17 protein-coding genes and 2 pseudogenes are annotated in these 14336 nt (G+C 39.4%); 18 read left to right on the top strand and 1 reads right to left on the bottom strand.

Annotated features, from left to right (window positions below; all coding sequences use genetic code 11):
- The 12 genes and pseudogenes from ABLA85_RS10760 to ABLA85_RS10705 all read left to right on the top strand — a co-directional run.
- Positions 1–248: pseudogene (locus tag ABLA85_RS10760) on the top strand (hypothetical protein); the annotation flags it as partial.
- 173 nt (positions 249–421) lie between these two features.
- The gene (locus tag ABLA85_RS10755) at positions 422–1087 is read left to right on the top strand and encodes an LPD29 domain-containing protein (RefSeq protein WP_367963940.1); all 666 of its coding nucleotides are present in this window, start codon (positions 422–424) and stop codon (positions 1085–1087) included.
- A gap of 309 nt (positions 1088–1396) precedes the next feature.
- On the top strand, positions 1397–3472 hold the full coding sequence (locus tag ABLA85_RS10750) for a ParB/RepB/Spo0J family partition protein (protein ID WP_367963938.1): 2076 nt from the start codon (positions 1397–1399) through the stop codon (positions 3470–3472).
- 36 nt (positions 3473–3508) lie between these two features.
- A complete protein-coding gene (locus ABLA85_RS10745; RefSeq protein WP_367963936.1) occupies positions 3509–4249 on the top strand; it encodes a plasmid SOS inhibition protein A in 741 nt (246 codons plus the stop codon).
- Between the two features lie 603 nt (positions 4250–4852).
- Positions 4853–5125, top strand: coding sequence for a hypothetical protein (locus ABLA85_RS10740; RefSeq protein WP_367963935.1), 273 nt, complete (start codon positions 4853–4855; stop codon positions 5123–5125).
- Positions 5126–5255: 130 nt separating this feature from the next.
- Positions 5256–5495, top strand: coding sequence for a hypothetical protein (locus ABLA85_RS10735; protein WP_367963933.1), 240 nt, complete (start codon positions 5256–5258; stop codon positions 5493–5495).
- 117 nt (positions 5496–5612) lie between these two features.
- Positions 5613–6143 carry a single-stranded DNA-binding protein gene (ssb, locus tag ABLA85_RS10730; RefSeq protein WP_367963931.1) on the top strand — a complete coding sequence of 177 codons (531 nt, stop codon included), beginning with the start codon at positions 5613–5615 and terminating at the stop codon, positions 6141–6143.
- 194 nt (positions 6144–6337) lie between these two features.
- Complete coding sequence (locus ABLA85_RS10725) at positions 6338–6637, top strand: hypothetical protein (RefSeq protein WP_367963930.1); 300 nt, start codon at positions 6338–6340, stop codon at positions 6635–6637.
- 563 nt (positions 6638–7200) lie between these two features.
- Complete coding sequence (locus ABLA85_RS10720) at positions 7201–7545, top strand: hypothetical protein (RefSeq protein WP_367963928.1); 345 nt, start codon at positions 7201–7203, stop codon at positions 7543–7545.
- 94 nt (positions 7546–7639) lie between these two features.
- Positions 7640–7888: a hypothetical protein gene (locus tag ABLA85_RS10715; protein ID WP_367963942.1), complete on the top strand. Its 249-nt coding sequence runs from the start codon at positions 7640–7642 to the stop codon at positions 7886–7888.
- Positions 7889–7936: 48 nt separating this feature from the next.
- Positions 7937–8083 carry a hypothetical protein gene (locus tag ABLA85_RS10710; protein ID WP_367963926.1) on the top strand — a complete coding sequence of 49 codons (147 nt, stop codon included), beginning with the start codon at positions 7937–7939 and terminating at the stop codon, positions 8081–8083.
- A gap of 121 nt (positions 8084–8204) precedes the next feature.
- Positions 8205–8618, top strand: coding sequence for a hypothetical protein (locus tag ABLA85_RS10705; protein ID WP_367963924.1), 414 nt, complete (start codon positions 8205–8207; stop codon positions 8616–8618).
- Positions 8619–9299: 681 nt separating this feature from the next.
- On the opposite strand, the pseudogene ABLA85_RS10700 reads toward ABLA85_RS10705, so the two are convergent.
- Positions 9300–9536 (bottom strand): annotated as a pseudogene (locus ABLA85_RS10700) (helix-turn-helix domain-containing protein); the annotation flags it as partial.
- A gap of 456 nt (positions 9537–9992) precedes the next feature.
- Here ABLA85_RS10700 and ABLA85_RS10695 point away from each other — a divergent pair.
- The 6 genes from ABLA85_RS10695 to ABLA85_RS10670 are packed head-to-tail and all read left to right on the top strand — an operon-like array spanning position 9993 to position 14334.
- Positions 9993–10490 carry a transcription termination/antitermination NusG family protein gene (locus ABLA85_RS10695; protein ID WP_367963922.1) on the top strand — a complete coding sequence of 166 codons (498 nt, stop codon included), beginning with the start codon at positions 9993–9995 and terminating at the stop codon, positions 10488–10490.
- On the top strand, positions 10453–10659 hold the full coding sequence (locus tag ABLA85_RS10690) for a hypothetical protein (RefSeq protein ID WP_367963920.1): 207 nt from the start codon (positions 10453–10455) through the stop codon (positions 10657–10659). The genes ABLA85_RS10695 and ABLA85_RS10690 overlap by 38 nt, the downstream gene beginning before the upstream one ends.
- A gap of 5 nt (positions 10660–10664) precedes the next feature.
- Positions 10665–11261, top strand: a complete 597-nt coding sequence (locus tag ABLA85_RS10685) for a lytic transglycosylase domain-containing protein (RefSeq protein ID WP_367963918.1) — start codon at positions 10665–10667, stop codon at positions 11259–11261.
- The gene (locus tag ABLA85_RS10680; RefSeq protein ID WP_367963916.1) at positions 11248–11595 is read left to right on the top strand and encodes a hypothetical protein; all 348 of its coding nucleotides are present in this window, start codon (positions 11248–11250) and stop codon (positions 11593–11595) included. Before ABLA85_RS10685 ends, ABLA85_RS10680 begins: the two co-directional genes overlap by 14 nt.
- A 17-nt stretch (positions 11596–11612) precedes the next feature.
- Positions 11613–11978 (top strand): hypothetical protein, encoded by a 366-nt coding sequence (locus ABLA85_RS10675; RefSeq protein WP_367963914.1) that lies wholly within the window; start codon positions 11613–11615, stop codon positions 11976–11978.
- Positions 11935–14334 (top strand): VirB4 family type IV secretion system protein, encoded by a 2400-nt coding sequence (locus ABLA85_RS10670; RefSeq protein WP_367963911.1) that lies wholly within the window; start codon positions 11935–11937, stop codon positions 14332–14334. The genes ABLA85_RS10675 and ABLA85_RS10670 overlap by 44 nt, the downstream gene beginning before the upstream one ends.
- Positions 14335–14336: the final 2 nt, after the last annotated feature.

Here is a 14336-nt window from a genome sequence, read left to right as displayed (position 1 = left end):
GTGTATCAGAAACTAATGAGGAATACGAAAACTTTACTTTTTCTATTGATAAGGAAGATAATCGAGTTAAATTTATTTTCCCAGATGATAAGCGTCCAAATGATGAAGTTAAATCCTTATTGAGAAATTACTCTTTTAAATGGAGTTCGACCCGTAATGCTTATGTAAGGAAAATAACAATTAATGGATTGAATGGCGGTAGGTATCTTAGAAATAAACTCATTGAATACTTTAATAAAAATGATTGAAGTTAATATTTAACTTTTTACTGAAATGTTATGGCGTTCACAAAGAGCGCCTTTATTTAAATAAATAGATATTGCAGATCTTTTGTTTAAATTTACTTGGTCGTATAATATTTACTGAAACGGCAATAAGGCCAATTCACGGTAACGCCCCGTTTGGCGTAGGAGTAAATAAAATGGATAAATCTGAATTAGTTATCGGTCAAGTAGTATCAACCGACCTGTATAATTGGGGAAACGGGGTTGTTTATGCCATTCATGGTGAGCAAAGCCCGTCTTCTGTCAGAGACTTACACGGCGTAGTGAGTACTGGCGGTTCTGCTGATTTTGATATTGTCTTCTATAATGGTACTACCACTAAGCGACTACCTGAGTGCATTTTATGGGGCATTCAGTGGAAAATTCACGATGAGATTGTTAGCCAGAATGAAATTGATTCTCTCTTAGAGAATGCGAAATGTTGTGAACTCCAGAAGCAGGAAGAGAAAGAAAAACAAAAAAAATTGCATCAAGAAGCGGTAGAAAAAACGATTAATAATAGTGATTACGCTCATTTAAATAGAGTGAGTGACAAATACGCTTATAAAGAAGCTGTAAAAAATATTCGGTTAGATCTGAAAAAACATTTTCCAAAAGTGAGGTTTTCAGTCAGGATGTCAAGAGAAAGCGTTTATGTAACTTGGAAAGAAGAAAGCAATATAAAAAAGGAAACAGTAGGAAATATTATTTTAAAATTTCAAACAGGTTATTTTAATCCTTATGAAGATCTTAAGAAAAATGAATATTCACCATTTAATGAGGTTTTTGGCGGTGTGGACTATATATTTTTTGAAATTGAATAATCGATAAAATTTAAAATTATTCTGCTTTAATGATAAATAATAAATTCATTAGAGCAGAAAATAAACCTGATATTCATGAAAATAATATAGTTCCAAAATCTAGAGGCGGCATATTGAATCGTTATTACAATGAATTTAACATGTAATATTTATTTCATTAGTTTATGTATTTATAATGTTATATTAATAAAAAAAAGAAAAATAATAAAAATACCTTTATTGTTTTTCTTTTTGGTCGTATAATGTTTTTATTGAAACGGCAATGAGGCCAATTCACGGTAACGCCCCGCTTGGCGTAGGAGTTGAATCATGTTAATTGCAAAAGAAAATCCCTACTCAGACGAAGCTGTCAACAAGTCAAAAAAGCCAGTAGTAGCTCAGGTAAAAAATGTAGTCTCTAAAAAAGCGGCGAAAACCTCAAAATCTGCGTCTAAAAAAACCGATGCACCAGAGGTATATCAGGCATTAGATGCGGTAGAAATTATTTCTATTCCACTTTCTGAATTAGTCCCCAGTGAGCTAAATGTACGTAAACGCCCAGATGATGAAACTAAACTTACTGAGTTGGCAAACAGTATCCAGGCCGTTGGGGTTTTACAAAATCTGGTTGTTCATGTGCTGGGAAATGGCAAATACGGCGTAGCCGCGGGGCAAAGACGTTTACAAGCCCTCAACACGTTATTACAAAAGGAACTGATTGATCAATCCTACACGGTTCCGGCGAAAGTAGTCAGTGAAGAAGATGCCCTGATTATCTCATTGACCGAAAATAGCCAGCGTGAGGCTATGCATCCAGCCGATCAGCTTATTGCATTCGGAGAACTAAACCGGAAAGGGTACAAAGAAGCCGCTATTGCTGACCTGTTGGGCTACACCACACGCCATGTTAAAAAGTGTCTTCGTTTGGCGCAAATGGCACCTGCACTGTTAGAAGAGCTGGCGAACGATAACATCACGCTGGAACAGTTACAGGCGTTATCTGTCAGCAATGATCATGAGCGCCAGATTGATGTCTGGAATAACTCCAGTAGCTGGGAAAAAGAACCTTATCGCTTACGACAAATCATAACACAAGACAAATCACCCGTTGCGGGTAATGCTTTGTTCGAATTAGTGGGCCAGAAAGAATATGAACAGTCAGGCGGCACATTAGAAATCGATCTGTTTACAGATGCTGGCTTTATTGAAAATCTGCCATTGTTAGAAAAACTGGCAAATGAAAAACTGAATTATATTGCGACTGAAATTGCACGTATTGAAGGCTGGAACTGGTCACAGGCGCGTATATCACCGCTTCGGGTATATTCTGATGATGCAGGAAAATATGTACATAGTGAGCCAGAAAATGGCGAAATCGTTGAAAGTTTAAAAGTGGCTTATGATGAAGCAAAAGAGTTAGCAGAAGAAGCGGATAGGTTAGCGAATTCAGAGGAGGAGGAATCTAAACGCAATGAATTATACCGGCTTTCTCGTGAGCGTGATGATCAGCTAGAACATATTGTGAATCAATCCGAAATCTTAGCGTGGACGCCGGAAGAAAAAGCAGGAAAAGGCGTATTTGTCTCTATCAATGGCGGCTGTATTGAAGTCGATAGGGGTGTTGTTGCGTTGTCAACCACTGAAAAAGAAAAAATAGCCGATACTGATCAAGATATTGAACCAGAAAATAAAGCCGTAGGTGAAGCAAGTGCCGAGCAATCACAAAACAAAGGCTATAGCGCGGCATTAACTAAAAGTTTATCTTCCGAGCGCACGTTGGCAGTACAAGCGGCATTGACACAACATTCTCATGTGGCTCTGGTTCTGCTCGTTCATGATGCTGTAAAAAAGAATTTTGCTTCCTCAGCGAGTAATTACATAAAACACCTTAATATTATCTTCGAACTTAGCAGGGTAACATTACTGGATAATGCTCCCACAGCCCGCGAGAGCAAAGCATTGTCTTTGCTTAGAGAACAACATGAACATTGGATCAGTCAATTCCCGGAAAACTGGAAAAACAGTGGTAATTGGTTGCTGGAATGGCCACAGGAGAAACTGATTTCATTGCTTGCATATTGTACTGCTAATACTGTTTCTGGTGCTCAATATGTGACTTGTTCTCATAACAAAATTGGTTCCTCTCTTGAACCTATTGAGGCTCTGATTGAGTTTGATTTATCTCAGTGGTGGCAACCAACTCAGGCGAATTTTTTCGGGCGTATTAGTAAAGATCAAATCATTGATTGTCTGATAGATGGAGGCTTTACCGGTGCGGCTATCGATGCAGGAAAAATGAAAAAAGGGGATGCTGCTGAACTGGCAGAAGATCTATTTAAAAATAAACATTGGCTCCCTGACTGCTTCAAAACTGACATTAACACCGAAAACTCAGCCGCAGAATAAGACGGAGGCACCGCCTGAAAGGGCGGTGTAGTCACCATGAAGATGATCCCTAATCATTTAGCCTTAGTGCCTGTTAACCACTTTCACTATGCAGCGTCACGGGCCATTATATTGGTCGAAGATAAGAAAAAAAGGGGAAAGCGTTTGAAACGTTATCCTTATGCTTCAGCATTGATAACCATCATTACAGATCAAAAAGGCCCAATAACGTCTGTTAATATGAAACGTGCGCTTCCTGATTATCCAGTAAATCCCCGCGAGCGTCAGAATAAGGAAGCATACATATCAGCATTAGATATATTGATTGAAAGTCAGGGGGAAATTTGTCTGTTACCGCTTTCAAGTAGTACGGTTGATCAATATTTCCCCGCGACAAAATATAAGTTGCAAGAACGTCGGAATCGGATTACCGATACCAAGAATTTAATAGCAAACCGACAAAGAGAAAAAGAGCGCCAGAAAAAGCGGCTGCGGTATCAAAGTAAACTCGCACAAGCTAACATAGAATTGGCTTATATTACGCCGAGTGAATTACAGGCATGGTATCACCGACAAAATAAGCAGGGAATATTTGAGGATGATCTCATTAACATGTTGCTTTCATGGAGTGCCCGGTTTACCAAAATTGATCTTCGCTGTTTATCCGAGGGAACGCCGTTATGGGTCGTCATGAAAGAGATGGGAGAAACGTTGAGTTATCGTTCTTTTATTGAACGTTGGTTGGATGAGATGGTGCGACCGAATAAATTGAGGGATCATAACGAGTGGGTTGGCTGAGTTTTGGCGGTGTGTAATGTGTTTTGCTATATAACATCGGAAACGATTTTATTTTTGGGGCACCAAAGGCACTTTCCCCAAAAGAGGGGAAAAGTGTCGCCTGGACTGCGCTAATCGCCCAAAAAACCGGGCGATTAGCTCCGCAGAGCCACGGGGTGTGTCTCTGTCCTGTCGGATACCAAGCGATACGTAAAACCGGATAGCCGGAGTTAGCTTCTCTACCTGTCTGTAGATCCTTAAAAAAATAAAACCTGTCGGGTAAGTGGTTGCGCCTACTGCGTGTTCACAACCACGTTGATCAAGTGTTTTTTATCGGTGAGTTGTCAATCACTAAATCGGAACCCTAAAGGGTGCCCCCGATTTAGCGTTTGACAAGATTGGCTATGGTAGCAATTTAAATAGTTACTGAAAATAGATAAACTTAATTATGACTTTATTTAAATAATATTTATTTTAGTGTGCGTATTAAAAATTATTAATAATAACAACTTAAATAATAATTAATTACTTTATTTTTTATCTATTTGGTCGTATAATATAATCATTGAAACAGCAATCGGGCTGAGTCACGGTAACGCCCCGTTTGGCGTAGGAAAATAAAAAATGAGTATACAAATTTTGAAGATAGGCCAGTGTTTGGTGAGTAATTTAGGTGATCACTATGTGATTAGTGAAGTCTTTCGCCTTGAAAAAGGGTGTAATTATCGATTGTTATCGCTTGATGTTGCCGTGGTAACTACTCTATCGCATGGTGTTATTATGCGTTCTGGTTGGGCATTGCAAGATCGAATAATGTCACGAATGGAAATTAAACAACGCATAGGCTATATTAATTCATCGAGGAAATTTTTCTTAAATAAAAATAAGATATCTTGAAAAATATTGGAATTTATTTTTTTTAATAAATAATATTGTCATTTTATCTATTTGGTCGTATAATATAGGCATTGAAACAGCAACAGGGCTGATTCACGGTAACGTCCCGCTTGACGTAGGTGTTATAATTATGAAAGAGAACATGTCCGATCTTACCCCATCCCAGTTTGAAGATATTGTATCTTATCTTAAAAGTGCGGGCACATACGATGCTATTCGTATTTTCCCAGTATGGTATATGTTAGATGGCTTGCAGGCTGTTAGTGTCCCCAATAACAATAAAAAAATTGTTATTTTTCAAAATGGGTTGCCCGTCGCAGTATATATTTTAAATGATGATGGTTGCACCGAGGGTGTTTATTATTTGTAATAAATAACTTCTATTAATAAAGGCGGGTTATCCCGCTTTTATTAAAAATACTCTTTTTGTTAATAAGTGTTTTTGAATATATTGATTTTACAATCTCATCTGAGTAGGAGATATATTGTGGTAAGTTTAAATAAAGTTTCTCTTATTGGTCATTTAGGCAAAGATCCTGAAATTCGTTATATTCCTAATGGGAATGCAGTTGCGAATCTGAGTTTAGCTACCTCTGAAACTTGGGTTAATAAGCAAACAGGGGAAATACAAAAAAACACTGAATGGCACAAGATTGTAATTTATGGAAAACTAGCTGAGATCTCAGGTGAGTATGCGCGTAAAGGTACGCTTATCTATGTTGAGGGGCAGTTAAAAACACGTAGCTGGACAGATAATCTTGACACCGTTCGTTATACTACTGAGATTGTGATTAACCGAAATGGGCGATTCCAAGTATTAGAACGTAACTTTGGCAGCAACCAAAGCGCACCAGAACAGGAAACACCAATATTCTATGAGGCTGAAAGTGACACTGGCACAGGTAAAATAAAAGCTAAGGGCAAAGGAACAAGCAAGAAAGCTAAAAGCAATCCTGTACTGGCTCCTGTTCCTCAAGGTCAAGATTTTCCACTAATTGAAAGTGATCCTCCGTTTTAAATATCTATAAAATTAAATTTGATAGCGCCGTGACAGGCGCTATTCAAGGTAATTTAATTTCCTTTTTTTAAGGAGATTAAATATGTATGAGATAATAATAAAAACAACACATAAAAAGGTGTTGGATTATATTGATTTACCCATTATTTCTATTGAAATTGTATCATTTCCGACAAATGAAATGGATTATTAAGATGAAAAATAATAACCAAGAAAATAATGAAGTGTTTTCAGTTCGCCAAAGGGTAACCGTTATTGTTAGTGAATTAGATTCGGGGTTTGGAGTTCATTTTTGTAATCATGGATTACTCAGCGGCAGTAATCATAATCTATGGTGGCCATTATCAGAGTCTGCACAGCCTTTCACTGAAATTGAAAATATTATGGTTATGAATAAGATAGCAAAAAATGTCGCTCTCATTATTCTGATAAGGCGTGAAAAGAAGTTTACTGATTACGAGGTAGTTTATAACACGTTTGAACCTAAAACGTGAACTACGGGGCACCAAAGGCACTTTCCCCAAAAGAGGGGAAAGTGTCGCCTGGACTACGCTAATCGCCCAGAAAAACGAGCGATAAGCTCCGCAGAGCCACTATGTGTCTCTGTCCTATCGGATACCAAGCGATGCTTAACACGGCCTTAAAACCCCGCTTGCAACAACCGGGTAATAATCCGGTTGTGCCGCTTTCACTGTCCAACAAGTTGGACTACAAGGACGCCCCATCGTTCCTCCGTGTCGGGTGTGTTCATACTCAATTTCAGTGTCATCACCTCTCTCAGTCAGTTCTCACGCAGAGGGCTGATTTCTCGCACAATCATTCAGGGGTTTTCAAGGGTATATGAACGCTTCGCGCCCTTGAAAACCCCTGAATGATTGTGCAAGTACGCCCTTTGCCGCGAGAGAACTCACCGAGAGATGGAATTTAGCCACAGAGAAGAAAAATAGTATGAACACACGTAACGTCAACACCGCCGCTCAAGAATCTTCCAAAAGATGGGAAAAAGAAAATCTCAATGGCGTTGTGAATTGAATTTTTAACACAGGAGAACGTAAGCATGTATAAGGCAATATCTACAACTATCACGGAAAATTATCAGAAAACAGCAACCGCCGAACTTATGTACTGGATAGACAGAGAACAGGCCGCTAAAACCGCCCCACAGGAAATTACGCTATTAGATTATATGGATGCGTTGGCGGTTTTACCTCCACAAGATTGGCAATGTGATCAAAGGAAAGGCAGCGAGTCGTTCAAGTTAGCTGAGATGTATTTTGGCAATGTGACCTATATTTACGCCAAAGTGGACGGTAAGTACTTCAAATTTCGTGATTTATGCACGTTATCACATGTTCAGATTGTGTCGCGGATTAATGCGGCCATCACACTGACAACCAAATGAGAAAAGCAGGGTTTCCCCTGCTCCCTGTGCCGATTGAACTTTTCCAGAGCAGCAATCGGCTATCATTAACCTACATGGAGAAACAACCATGAGTATGATGAGTAGTATAGTTACACCAACTCACCAGACTGTAAAGTGTAATTTTACAGAGAGTCCAGTCAGGCATCAGCGCATTAAACGCAATGATCTCGCTGTATATGAAATTGATCCCACATTAAAAGCTTTTGCGCGTCATATCCGTAAGTGTCAGCGCAAAAAGCAACCCGTTCGCATTCCTTCAATGAAGGCAAAAGCACTAGGGCAGCTTTTACGCAGTTTAGAGCTGCGTAAGGCATGGGCGTAACATTAGGTAACCCGCTCCTAACGGAGCGGTTTTAAGGGATCTTGCTGTATGTCACAGTTACATTTTGATGAGCTATTTGCGCCAGAAGTAGAGCCAGAAACAAAAACAGTAATACGTACAAAAAAAACCAGTAATATCAAAGCCGAAAATGATTTCGTTTGTAAAAATGTGCAATCACTATTCTATAAAAATTAGGTTGGAATATGAGAACTAACTTATCAGCGGCTCAAGGGGCGGAGCTACTAACCACAGTTGCCGTCAATAATGGTTTTATCAAGAGTGATAAACCTGTGTTTTTACATTAATGAGTATATATATGAAGAAAACGATTATTTGGGGGCTGGTTTTATTGGTGTTCCCGTTAGCTGCTGCTGCCAACGACATACCAACATGTGCGGTTAAAGCAGCTAATGAATTTGGTGTGCCGGAGAAAGTATGGCAAGCATTAGTGATAGACAGTGCTAGAAATAAGAATGAGTATGGCCCGATGGGATTAGGAGAGCATAGCATCACAATAATTGCAGAACATATCGGATCAACAACAGATGCTATCAGGACCGAACCTTGTGAGAACTACCGGGGCGCAGCTTGGTGGCTGATGAACCCCGCCGGGGGTAGAGAGGAGGATATTTGGGAGGCGGTAAATCGATATTTCTATGGTAATGCTCATCGAGTCAGATACCCGGTCACTGAACGGGTGAAAGCAATATATGCTAAATTAGATAAATGACAGACTACAAAAATTTAGCTTTTTTAGAATGATTGGCATTGACCAATCATTCTAAATTGAGTTACCCACCGTTTTAATTTTATTGTGGGTACGGCTTCTCTCCGCGTTCACCTACCCATCCGCTACGAACTATTCAGCTTTTGAGGGCTGAATAGTTCTACTCAATAAAATTAACCCCGTGGATAACTCAAACTGCCACGCTGCATTTGCTGGCGTTCCCCAGTGCAGCGAATGATTTTTAAACTGACGGCGACCCGTTGTATTTTCCTGATTTGAGGCCGCAAAAAAGTTCATGGTAAAGACATACACATTCTGGTAGTTCGCCATATAGAATTTGGCAATGAAAATAAAACCCGGTTTCCGGGTTTTATTACATCAAAGATCCAATTGTAAAATTTGAATTTGAAAAAAATAATGAAAACGAAATAATTAACGTATCCACTGGCAATAAGTTATAAAAAATATTCTATCGTTGATGCTAACTGTTTATAGAGTACGGGCTACATTCAAATTACCGAAAGATTTTTATGGCTTTAATGACGATGGTAAATCTTCATCAAGTGTAATCTCTATTCGTCGATTAAGTAAAGAATGAATGGTTTCAATAAGAGCTTGTAACTGAACTTCTGCTCTTTCTAACTCCGTAATTTCAGAGGGATTGAACCTAAATTTCTTATGGCGTTTGTATATCGATAGAAGATGTTGAGCCAGAATATCATCACGGCAGTACAGATAACACTCCGGTATTTCCAGGGCATCGGCAAAGCGACAAGCTTGCTGAAAATTAGGACTATGTGTGTCCGTCTCATAGTGAGAGATCCTGCTGACGGTTAGCTCATCGATTCCGGCGTACCGTGCCAGTTCAGTTTGGGTCATTTTCGCTGCTTTTCTGGCGGCTTTTAATCGCTTGCCAATCATGCCATTTCTCCAAAATTGGTCTTTATAAAGTTTAGTCATATTAATTTTATTATTTTATATAGATAAACTAATAAATTACTGATTAACTAATAAAGAATGGGGTTTTTCGACAAAAATGCATGATAGGTTTGATCGTTTAAACCGATCAATAATGCATGGATTGATCTATCAAAACGATTAGACTGAAAGGCTGTTAACCCTCAAAATTAAAAAATTAACAATCTTAAATATACTAAAAAAACAACTACTCAGGGGGCTGATGTAGTGCGCTAGCTATAGTAATTCAATATCTTATCTCATAAGGAGACTCTATCAAAACTATTAGGCTGAAATTCCGTTAACCCTCAAAATTAAAAAATTAACAATCTTAGATATACTAAAAAACGGACTACTCAGGGGGCTGATGTAGTGCGCTAGCTATAGTAATTCAATATCTTATCTCATAAGGAGATCTTTATGCAGGTATGGCGCCCTGCCTGGTATCTTCTGCGTTGCCGTGAAAATACCTGGAAGACTACTCTACAAAATCTTACTGAAGCCGGACTTAAAACATGTTGCCCTATTCTTTTAGAACGACGACGACGGAGAGATAAAAAAAATGCATACCGGCTAATTAATTCCCCAGCATTTCCTGGCTATATCTTTGTAAAGTTTAATCCTGCTCAGATTCATACAACCGCAATAAAACAGATGCCTGGCGCAATGGACTTTGTACGTTTCGGAAACCGTGTTGCAACTCTTAACCAGGACGAAATTGAAGCATTGAAAATTGTACAGCACCATCCGTCACTGGGAACAGTACGTATGGAGTCAACGCATTTATCTGATGAGTTTTTAAAACGGGCTGAAAAGATTTTTAACTCAGAAGAATCCGCTGTTCGTATCGACTTACTGTTCTCGTATTTATGGAGTAAAAATGTCAACCAAATCTACCAGGCAAGAAAAGAAAAATGAGTATTCTAATAACATTTATGTTTCGGCTGAACCGCGTAAAAAATTGGAAGAGTTAATCACAGAAATTGGATACAAAAGAGGCAAGGTTATGGCTGCTTCTGCATTTGTGCGTTATTTGATTGAGAACTACGGTAATGAGGCTAAAAAGAAAATTCTCAATAATGGGTAGAAATTATGATATCACCGGCGGCTTTTCTGGCGCTGGCGATTCAGTGTGCTCCCGATGTGGCACCCGATACATTAAGCCGCATTGTTAAAACTGAATCCGGTTTTAACCCTTGGGCTATCGGGGTTGTAGGGAAACCATTAAGTCGTCAGCCACGAACGAAAGAAGAAGCGTTAGATGCGATTAAGCAGCTTGATAAAAGAAATGCCAATTTCAGCATTGGTCTGGCACAAATTAATCGACAATATTTTGATGTAAAAGATGCTGAATCTATATTTTCACCATGTACGAACTTGAAAATGGGGTCTGATATTTTAAAAGACTGTTATTCACGAGCATTAAAGAGCGGTGATTCAGAGCAACAGGCATTGAGGAAATCATTTTCATGTTATTACAGTGGAAACTATACAAGGGGATTTAAGAAAGAAAATAACAGTACAAGTTATGTGGAAAGAGTCATTGCAGCAAATACTACAAATATAAAAGTTCCTGCATTGGGTGATACACCTGTTTATGATGCTTGGGACGTTTTACAGCAATATCCTAAATATAGTGAGCCTGCGGCTGAAAAAATTAATGAGGAAAAAACAGATGATAAAAGCTAACGCGAGAGAAAAGGCCATGAAGAAATATGTTTTACTGGCTATTTCAATGCTCGCATTTTCACCCTATGTACTTGCTGCCGGTGGCAGTACAGGCTGGCTGGATACACTTATTCAGTATGCTAAGAATATTCAGATTGGGTTATATACATTAGCAGGCGTGATTGTACTTTGCTGTGTCATTATTTCCGGTATCCGTTTAGCAATTTCTCGTATGTCAGGAAACAATGAGAAGACATTCTGGGACTATATCGGTGATCTCAGTATGGCTATCTGGATCGGTGGGGCTGTCATCTTCTTCACTGCTATGTGGCAGGTGTTTGGTACTACTTCCTGATAATTACAGGGGATAATATGGATGGTGAAGATTTATCCTTTGAAAGTTATAATGCAATGGGACGAACGGCTTCCTATCAAGGAGTTCCGCAGTTCGTACTTCTGGGAATTATCTTTCTTGGGATTATTATCACTGGTATCAGTTGTTCTCTTTTTAGCTGGTATGGTCTGATTGCTTTAATTATCCCCGTCACCTTATTTATTGTAGTTAGAATTATTTGTGAGTCTGACAGTCGTTTTCTGACACGCCTCCGTTTTATGCTGGGGCGTTACATACGAAATATGGTGTACGGGCGTGCTTTATTGATAACTCCTTGCAATCCACGATGGAATCAATTTTATGGCAGGCGAATTGCGCAAAAAAGGTTTATCTCCAGAGATTAGAGTGCCGTGGATGAATTACCATGTTCATGAAAATATGGTTACGCTTTCGGGGCAACGTTTGATTAGTGTCGTCAGGTTTAAAGGTGTTTCTTACGGAACAAAAGAAAAGCCAGAATTGAATAGAATGTTCACCAATGAAAATCGGTTTTTTCTTTCTCTTGGAAAGAAAGAAGGAAAAAATTTGATGATTCAAACATGGACAACAAAATCTTCAATATCACTTGATGCGGAATACCAAATCGAATTGCCTGTATTGCAAGATTTTGTTGATACCTACACAGCACCTTTCCGAAAAGGGAAATACCGACAAGTCGGTTATACAATGGCCTTCATTTTGAAATATAAAGAACTAGATGAGGGTATCAGCCGTATGAACGAAATTCTCATTATGGTTGAGAAGATGTTGAGTGCATTTGAACCTTCGGTTCTGGGGGTAGAGGAAAATGCAGCGGGATCGGTTTACTCACAGGTTGGTCGGTATTTTTCTCTGTTAATTAACGGTGAAGAGAGAGATGTCATGCTCTCTGATACCCGACTTGGGGATGCTATCATTGACAGTGTGACCAACTTTGCTCCCTACGATTATGTTGAAAATCGTCCCAATAGTGGTGGGGTGAGGTATGCCACTACATATGATCTGCGAGATTACCCCTCAAAGACGGTTCCGGGAATGTGGGATGAAGCTATTGAAGAGCAGTTTGATTTTTCGTTAGTACAGACCTTCATTTTTGAAGACAGAAACAAATCTAAGGTCAATTTTGCCAAACAGACGGTGGATCTGATCTCGGCAGAAGGTGAAACAAAACAAACTAAAGCATTGGAGGAAGCAACTCAGAGCATTACTCAGGGCGAGAAGATGTTCGGACGCTATCATGCGGCTCTTATCGTTTATGGCGATACCCCACAAAAAGCCATTGATAACGGCGCTACTTTGGATTCCATTTTTTCTGCGAGAGATACCCGTTTTATCCGTTCCACAGTAACGAACGACGATTCTTATTACTCTCTGTTTCCTGGTTGTACTATCGCAATGTACCCGGTTCCCAAATCAACAGAGAACTTGGCCAGCGGTTTTTCCTTACATGCTTCTCCAGTGGGGAAAGCAGAAGGGAACCCGCCTGGTGACGGTAAAGCTTGGATGCCGTTTCGTTCAGCGAATGATGCTTTGTACTTCTTTAACGCTCATAACAGCCCAGTAGGAAAGAATAATACAGGTGAGCGTCTGCCTGGCCATATTTCCGTTGTTGGTAAGACAGGAGCGGGTAAAACAACTCTTGAAGCTGAATTAATTGTCTTCGCTAGTCGTTGGGATCCTCTCTTATTTTGTCTGGATTACAACCATTCGTTTGAAAACCTATTGCGAGCATTATCGACAGAGTATTATGTGATAAAGCCAGGGGTATCGACAGGCATTAATCTGTTTCAGTTGGAAGACACCCCAGAGCTGCGCAGCCAATTGTTCGATATGGTTCAGACAATGGCTGGTGACTGTAATGATGCCGAAGAGAACCAAATTAAACAGTCTATTGAGGCCGTACTTTCACACTCTGTGGTTGAGAACCGAGGAATGTCGCTGCTTCTGCAAAACATTGCCCAGACAGAGGATGAGAATTGTCTTCATGTACGCTTGCGGAAATGGTGCCGTGTCTGCCCTGATAGTTCGGAAGGACGCTATGCATGGGTTTGTGATGCACCAGTGAACCTTTTTGACCCTAAAAAATTCCGCAGACTTGCTTTTGATTGTACCCGTATCATGCAGAAAACATTTTTCACGAAAAATCTCGAAATGGTGGAGATATTTCTGAACACAATGTTTTTCCTAAAACGACTTATGCATCAATATCAATCGGCAAATATGCTCCTAAATATTATTGCTGAGTGCTGGATTCCTCTCTCGTTTGACAGTACAGCGGATGCAATCAAGGAAATATTAAAAGCAGGTCGAACCAGAGGAGAAATACTGACTATGGATACTCAGCAACCTGATGATCTCAGTAAATCAACTCATGGTGCATCTGTAATTCAGCAGGTAGTCACTCAAATATGGTTAGCAAATGACCAGGCGGACGCGAAAGAATATGAAAAGTTTAATATAAAGGGTAAGGAATTTGACATAGTGTCTAGGCTGAACCCGTTAGCGCGTGAATTTCTTATCAAACAAGGTCAGCAATCTACTGTGCTGTCATTTGATATGACAGATGATTTGAAATATTGGCTTCCTCTTCTATCAACAACAATAGGAAAGGAAGGTAACGTCCATATTGCTTCCAGTATTAGGGAAAAATTGGGAACGAATGACCCTAAAATATGGGTTGGTGAGTTTCTGGACGAAATGCAGCGTATTAATAATAAATAAGG

Origin of the sequence: Xenorhabdus sp. SGI246 (genome assembly GCF_040838225.1) — a bacterium.
In the GTDB taxonomy this organism is placed as follows: domain Bacteria; phylum Pseudomonadota; class Gammaproteobacteria; order Enterobacterales; family Enterobacteriaceae; genus Xenorhabdus; species Xenorhabdus indica.
This window is presented reverse-complemented; position numbering and strand designations above follow the sequence as displayed.

Coding starts and splice junctions, on each gene's coding strand:
- ABLA85_RS10720 (WP_367963928.1), top strand. CDS start 7,201: ATGTATAAGGCAATATCTACAACTATCACGGAAAATTATCAGAAAACA.
- ABLA85_RS10675 (WP_367963914.1), top strand. CDS start 11,613: ATGGATGGTGAAGATTTATCCTTTGAAAGTTATAATGCAATGGGACGA.
- ABLA85_RS10680 (WP_367963916.1), top strand. CDS start 11,248: ATGATAAAAGCTAACGCGAGAGAAAAGGCCATGAAGAAATATGTTTTA.
- ABLA85_RS10670 (WP_367963911.1), top strand. CDS start 11,935: ATGGCAGGCGAATTGCGCAAAAAAGGTTTATCTCCAGAGATTAGAGTG.
- ABLA85_RS10750 (WP_367963938.1), top strand. CDS start 1,397: ATGTTAATTGCAAAAGAAAATCCCTACTCAGACGAAGCTGTCAACAAG.
- ABLA85_RS10685 (WP_367963918.1), top strand. CDS start 10,665: ATGATATCACCGGCGGCTTTTCTGGCGCTGGCGATTCAGTGTGCTCCC.
- ABLA85_RS10710 (WP_367963926.1), top strand. CDS start 7,937: ATGTCACAGTTACATTTTGATGAGCTATTTGCGCCAGAAGTAGAGCCA.
- ABLA85_RS10690 (WP_367963920.1), top strand. CDS start 10,453: ATGTCAACCAAATCTACCAGGCAAGAAAAGAAAAATGAGTATTCTAAT.
- ABLA85_RS10745 (WP_367963936.1), top strand. CDS start 3,509: ATGAAGATGATCCCTAATCATTTAGCCTTAGTGCCTGTTAACCACTTT.
- ABLA85_RS10715 (WP_367963942.1), top strand. CDS start 7,640: ATGATGAGTAGTATAGTTACACCAACTCACCAGACTGTAAAGTGTAAT.
- ABLA85_RS10695 (WP_367963922.1), top strand. CDS start 9,993: ATGCAGGTATGGCGCCCTGCCTGGTATCTTCTGCGTTGCCGTGAAAAT.
- ABLA85_RS10755 (WP_367963940.1), top strand. CDS start 422: ATGGATAAATCTGAATTAGTTATCGGTCAAGTAGTATCAACCGACCTG.
- ABLA85_RS10705 (WP_367963924.1), top strand. CDS start 8,205: ATGAAGAAAACGATTATTTGGGGGCTGGTTTTATTGGTGTTCCCGTTA.
- ABLA85_RS10725 (WP_367963930.1), top strand. CDS start 6,338: ATGAAAAATAATAACCAAGAAAATAATGAAGTGTTTTCAGTTCGCCAA.
- ABLA85_RS10735 (WP_367963933.1), top strand. CDS start 5,256: ATGAAAGAGAACATGTCCGATCTTACCCCATCCCAGTTTGAAGATATT.
- ABLA85_RS10740 (WP_367963935.1), top strand. CDS start 4,853: ATGAGTATACAAATTTTGAAGATAGGCCAGTGTTTGGTGAGTAATTTA.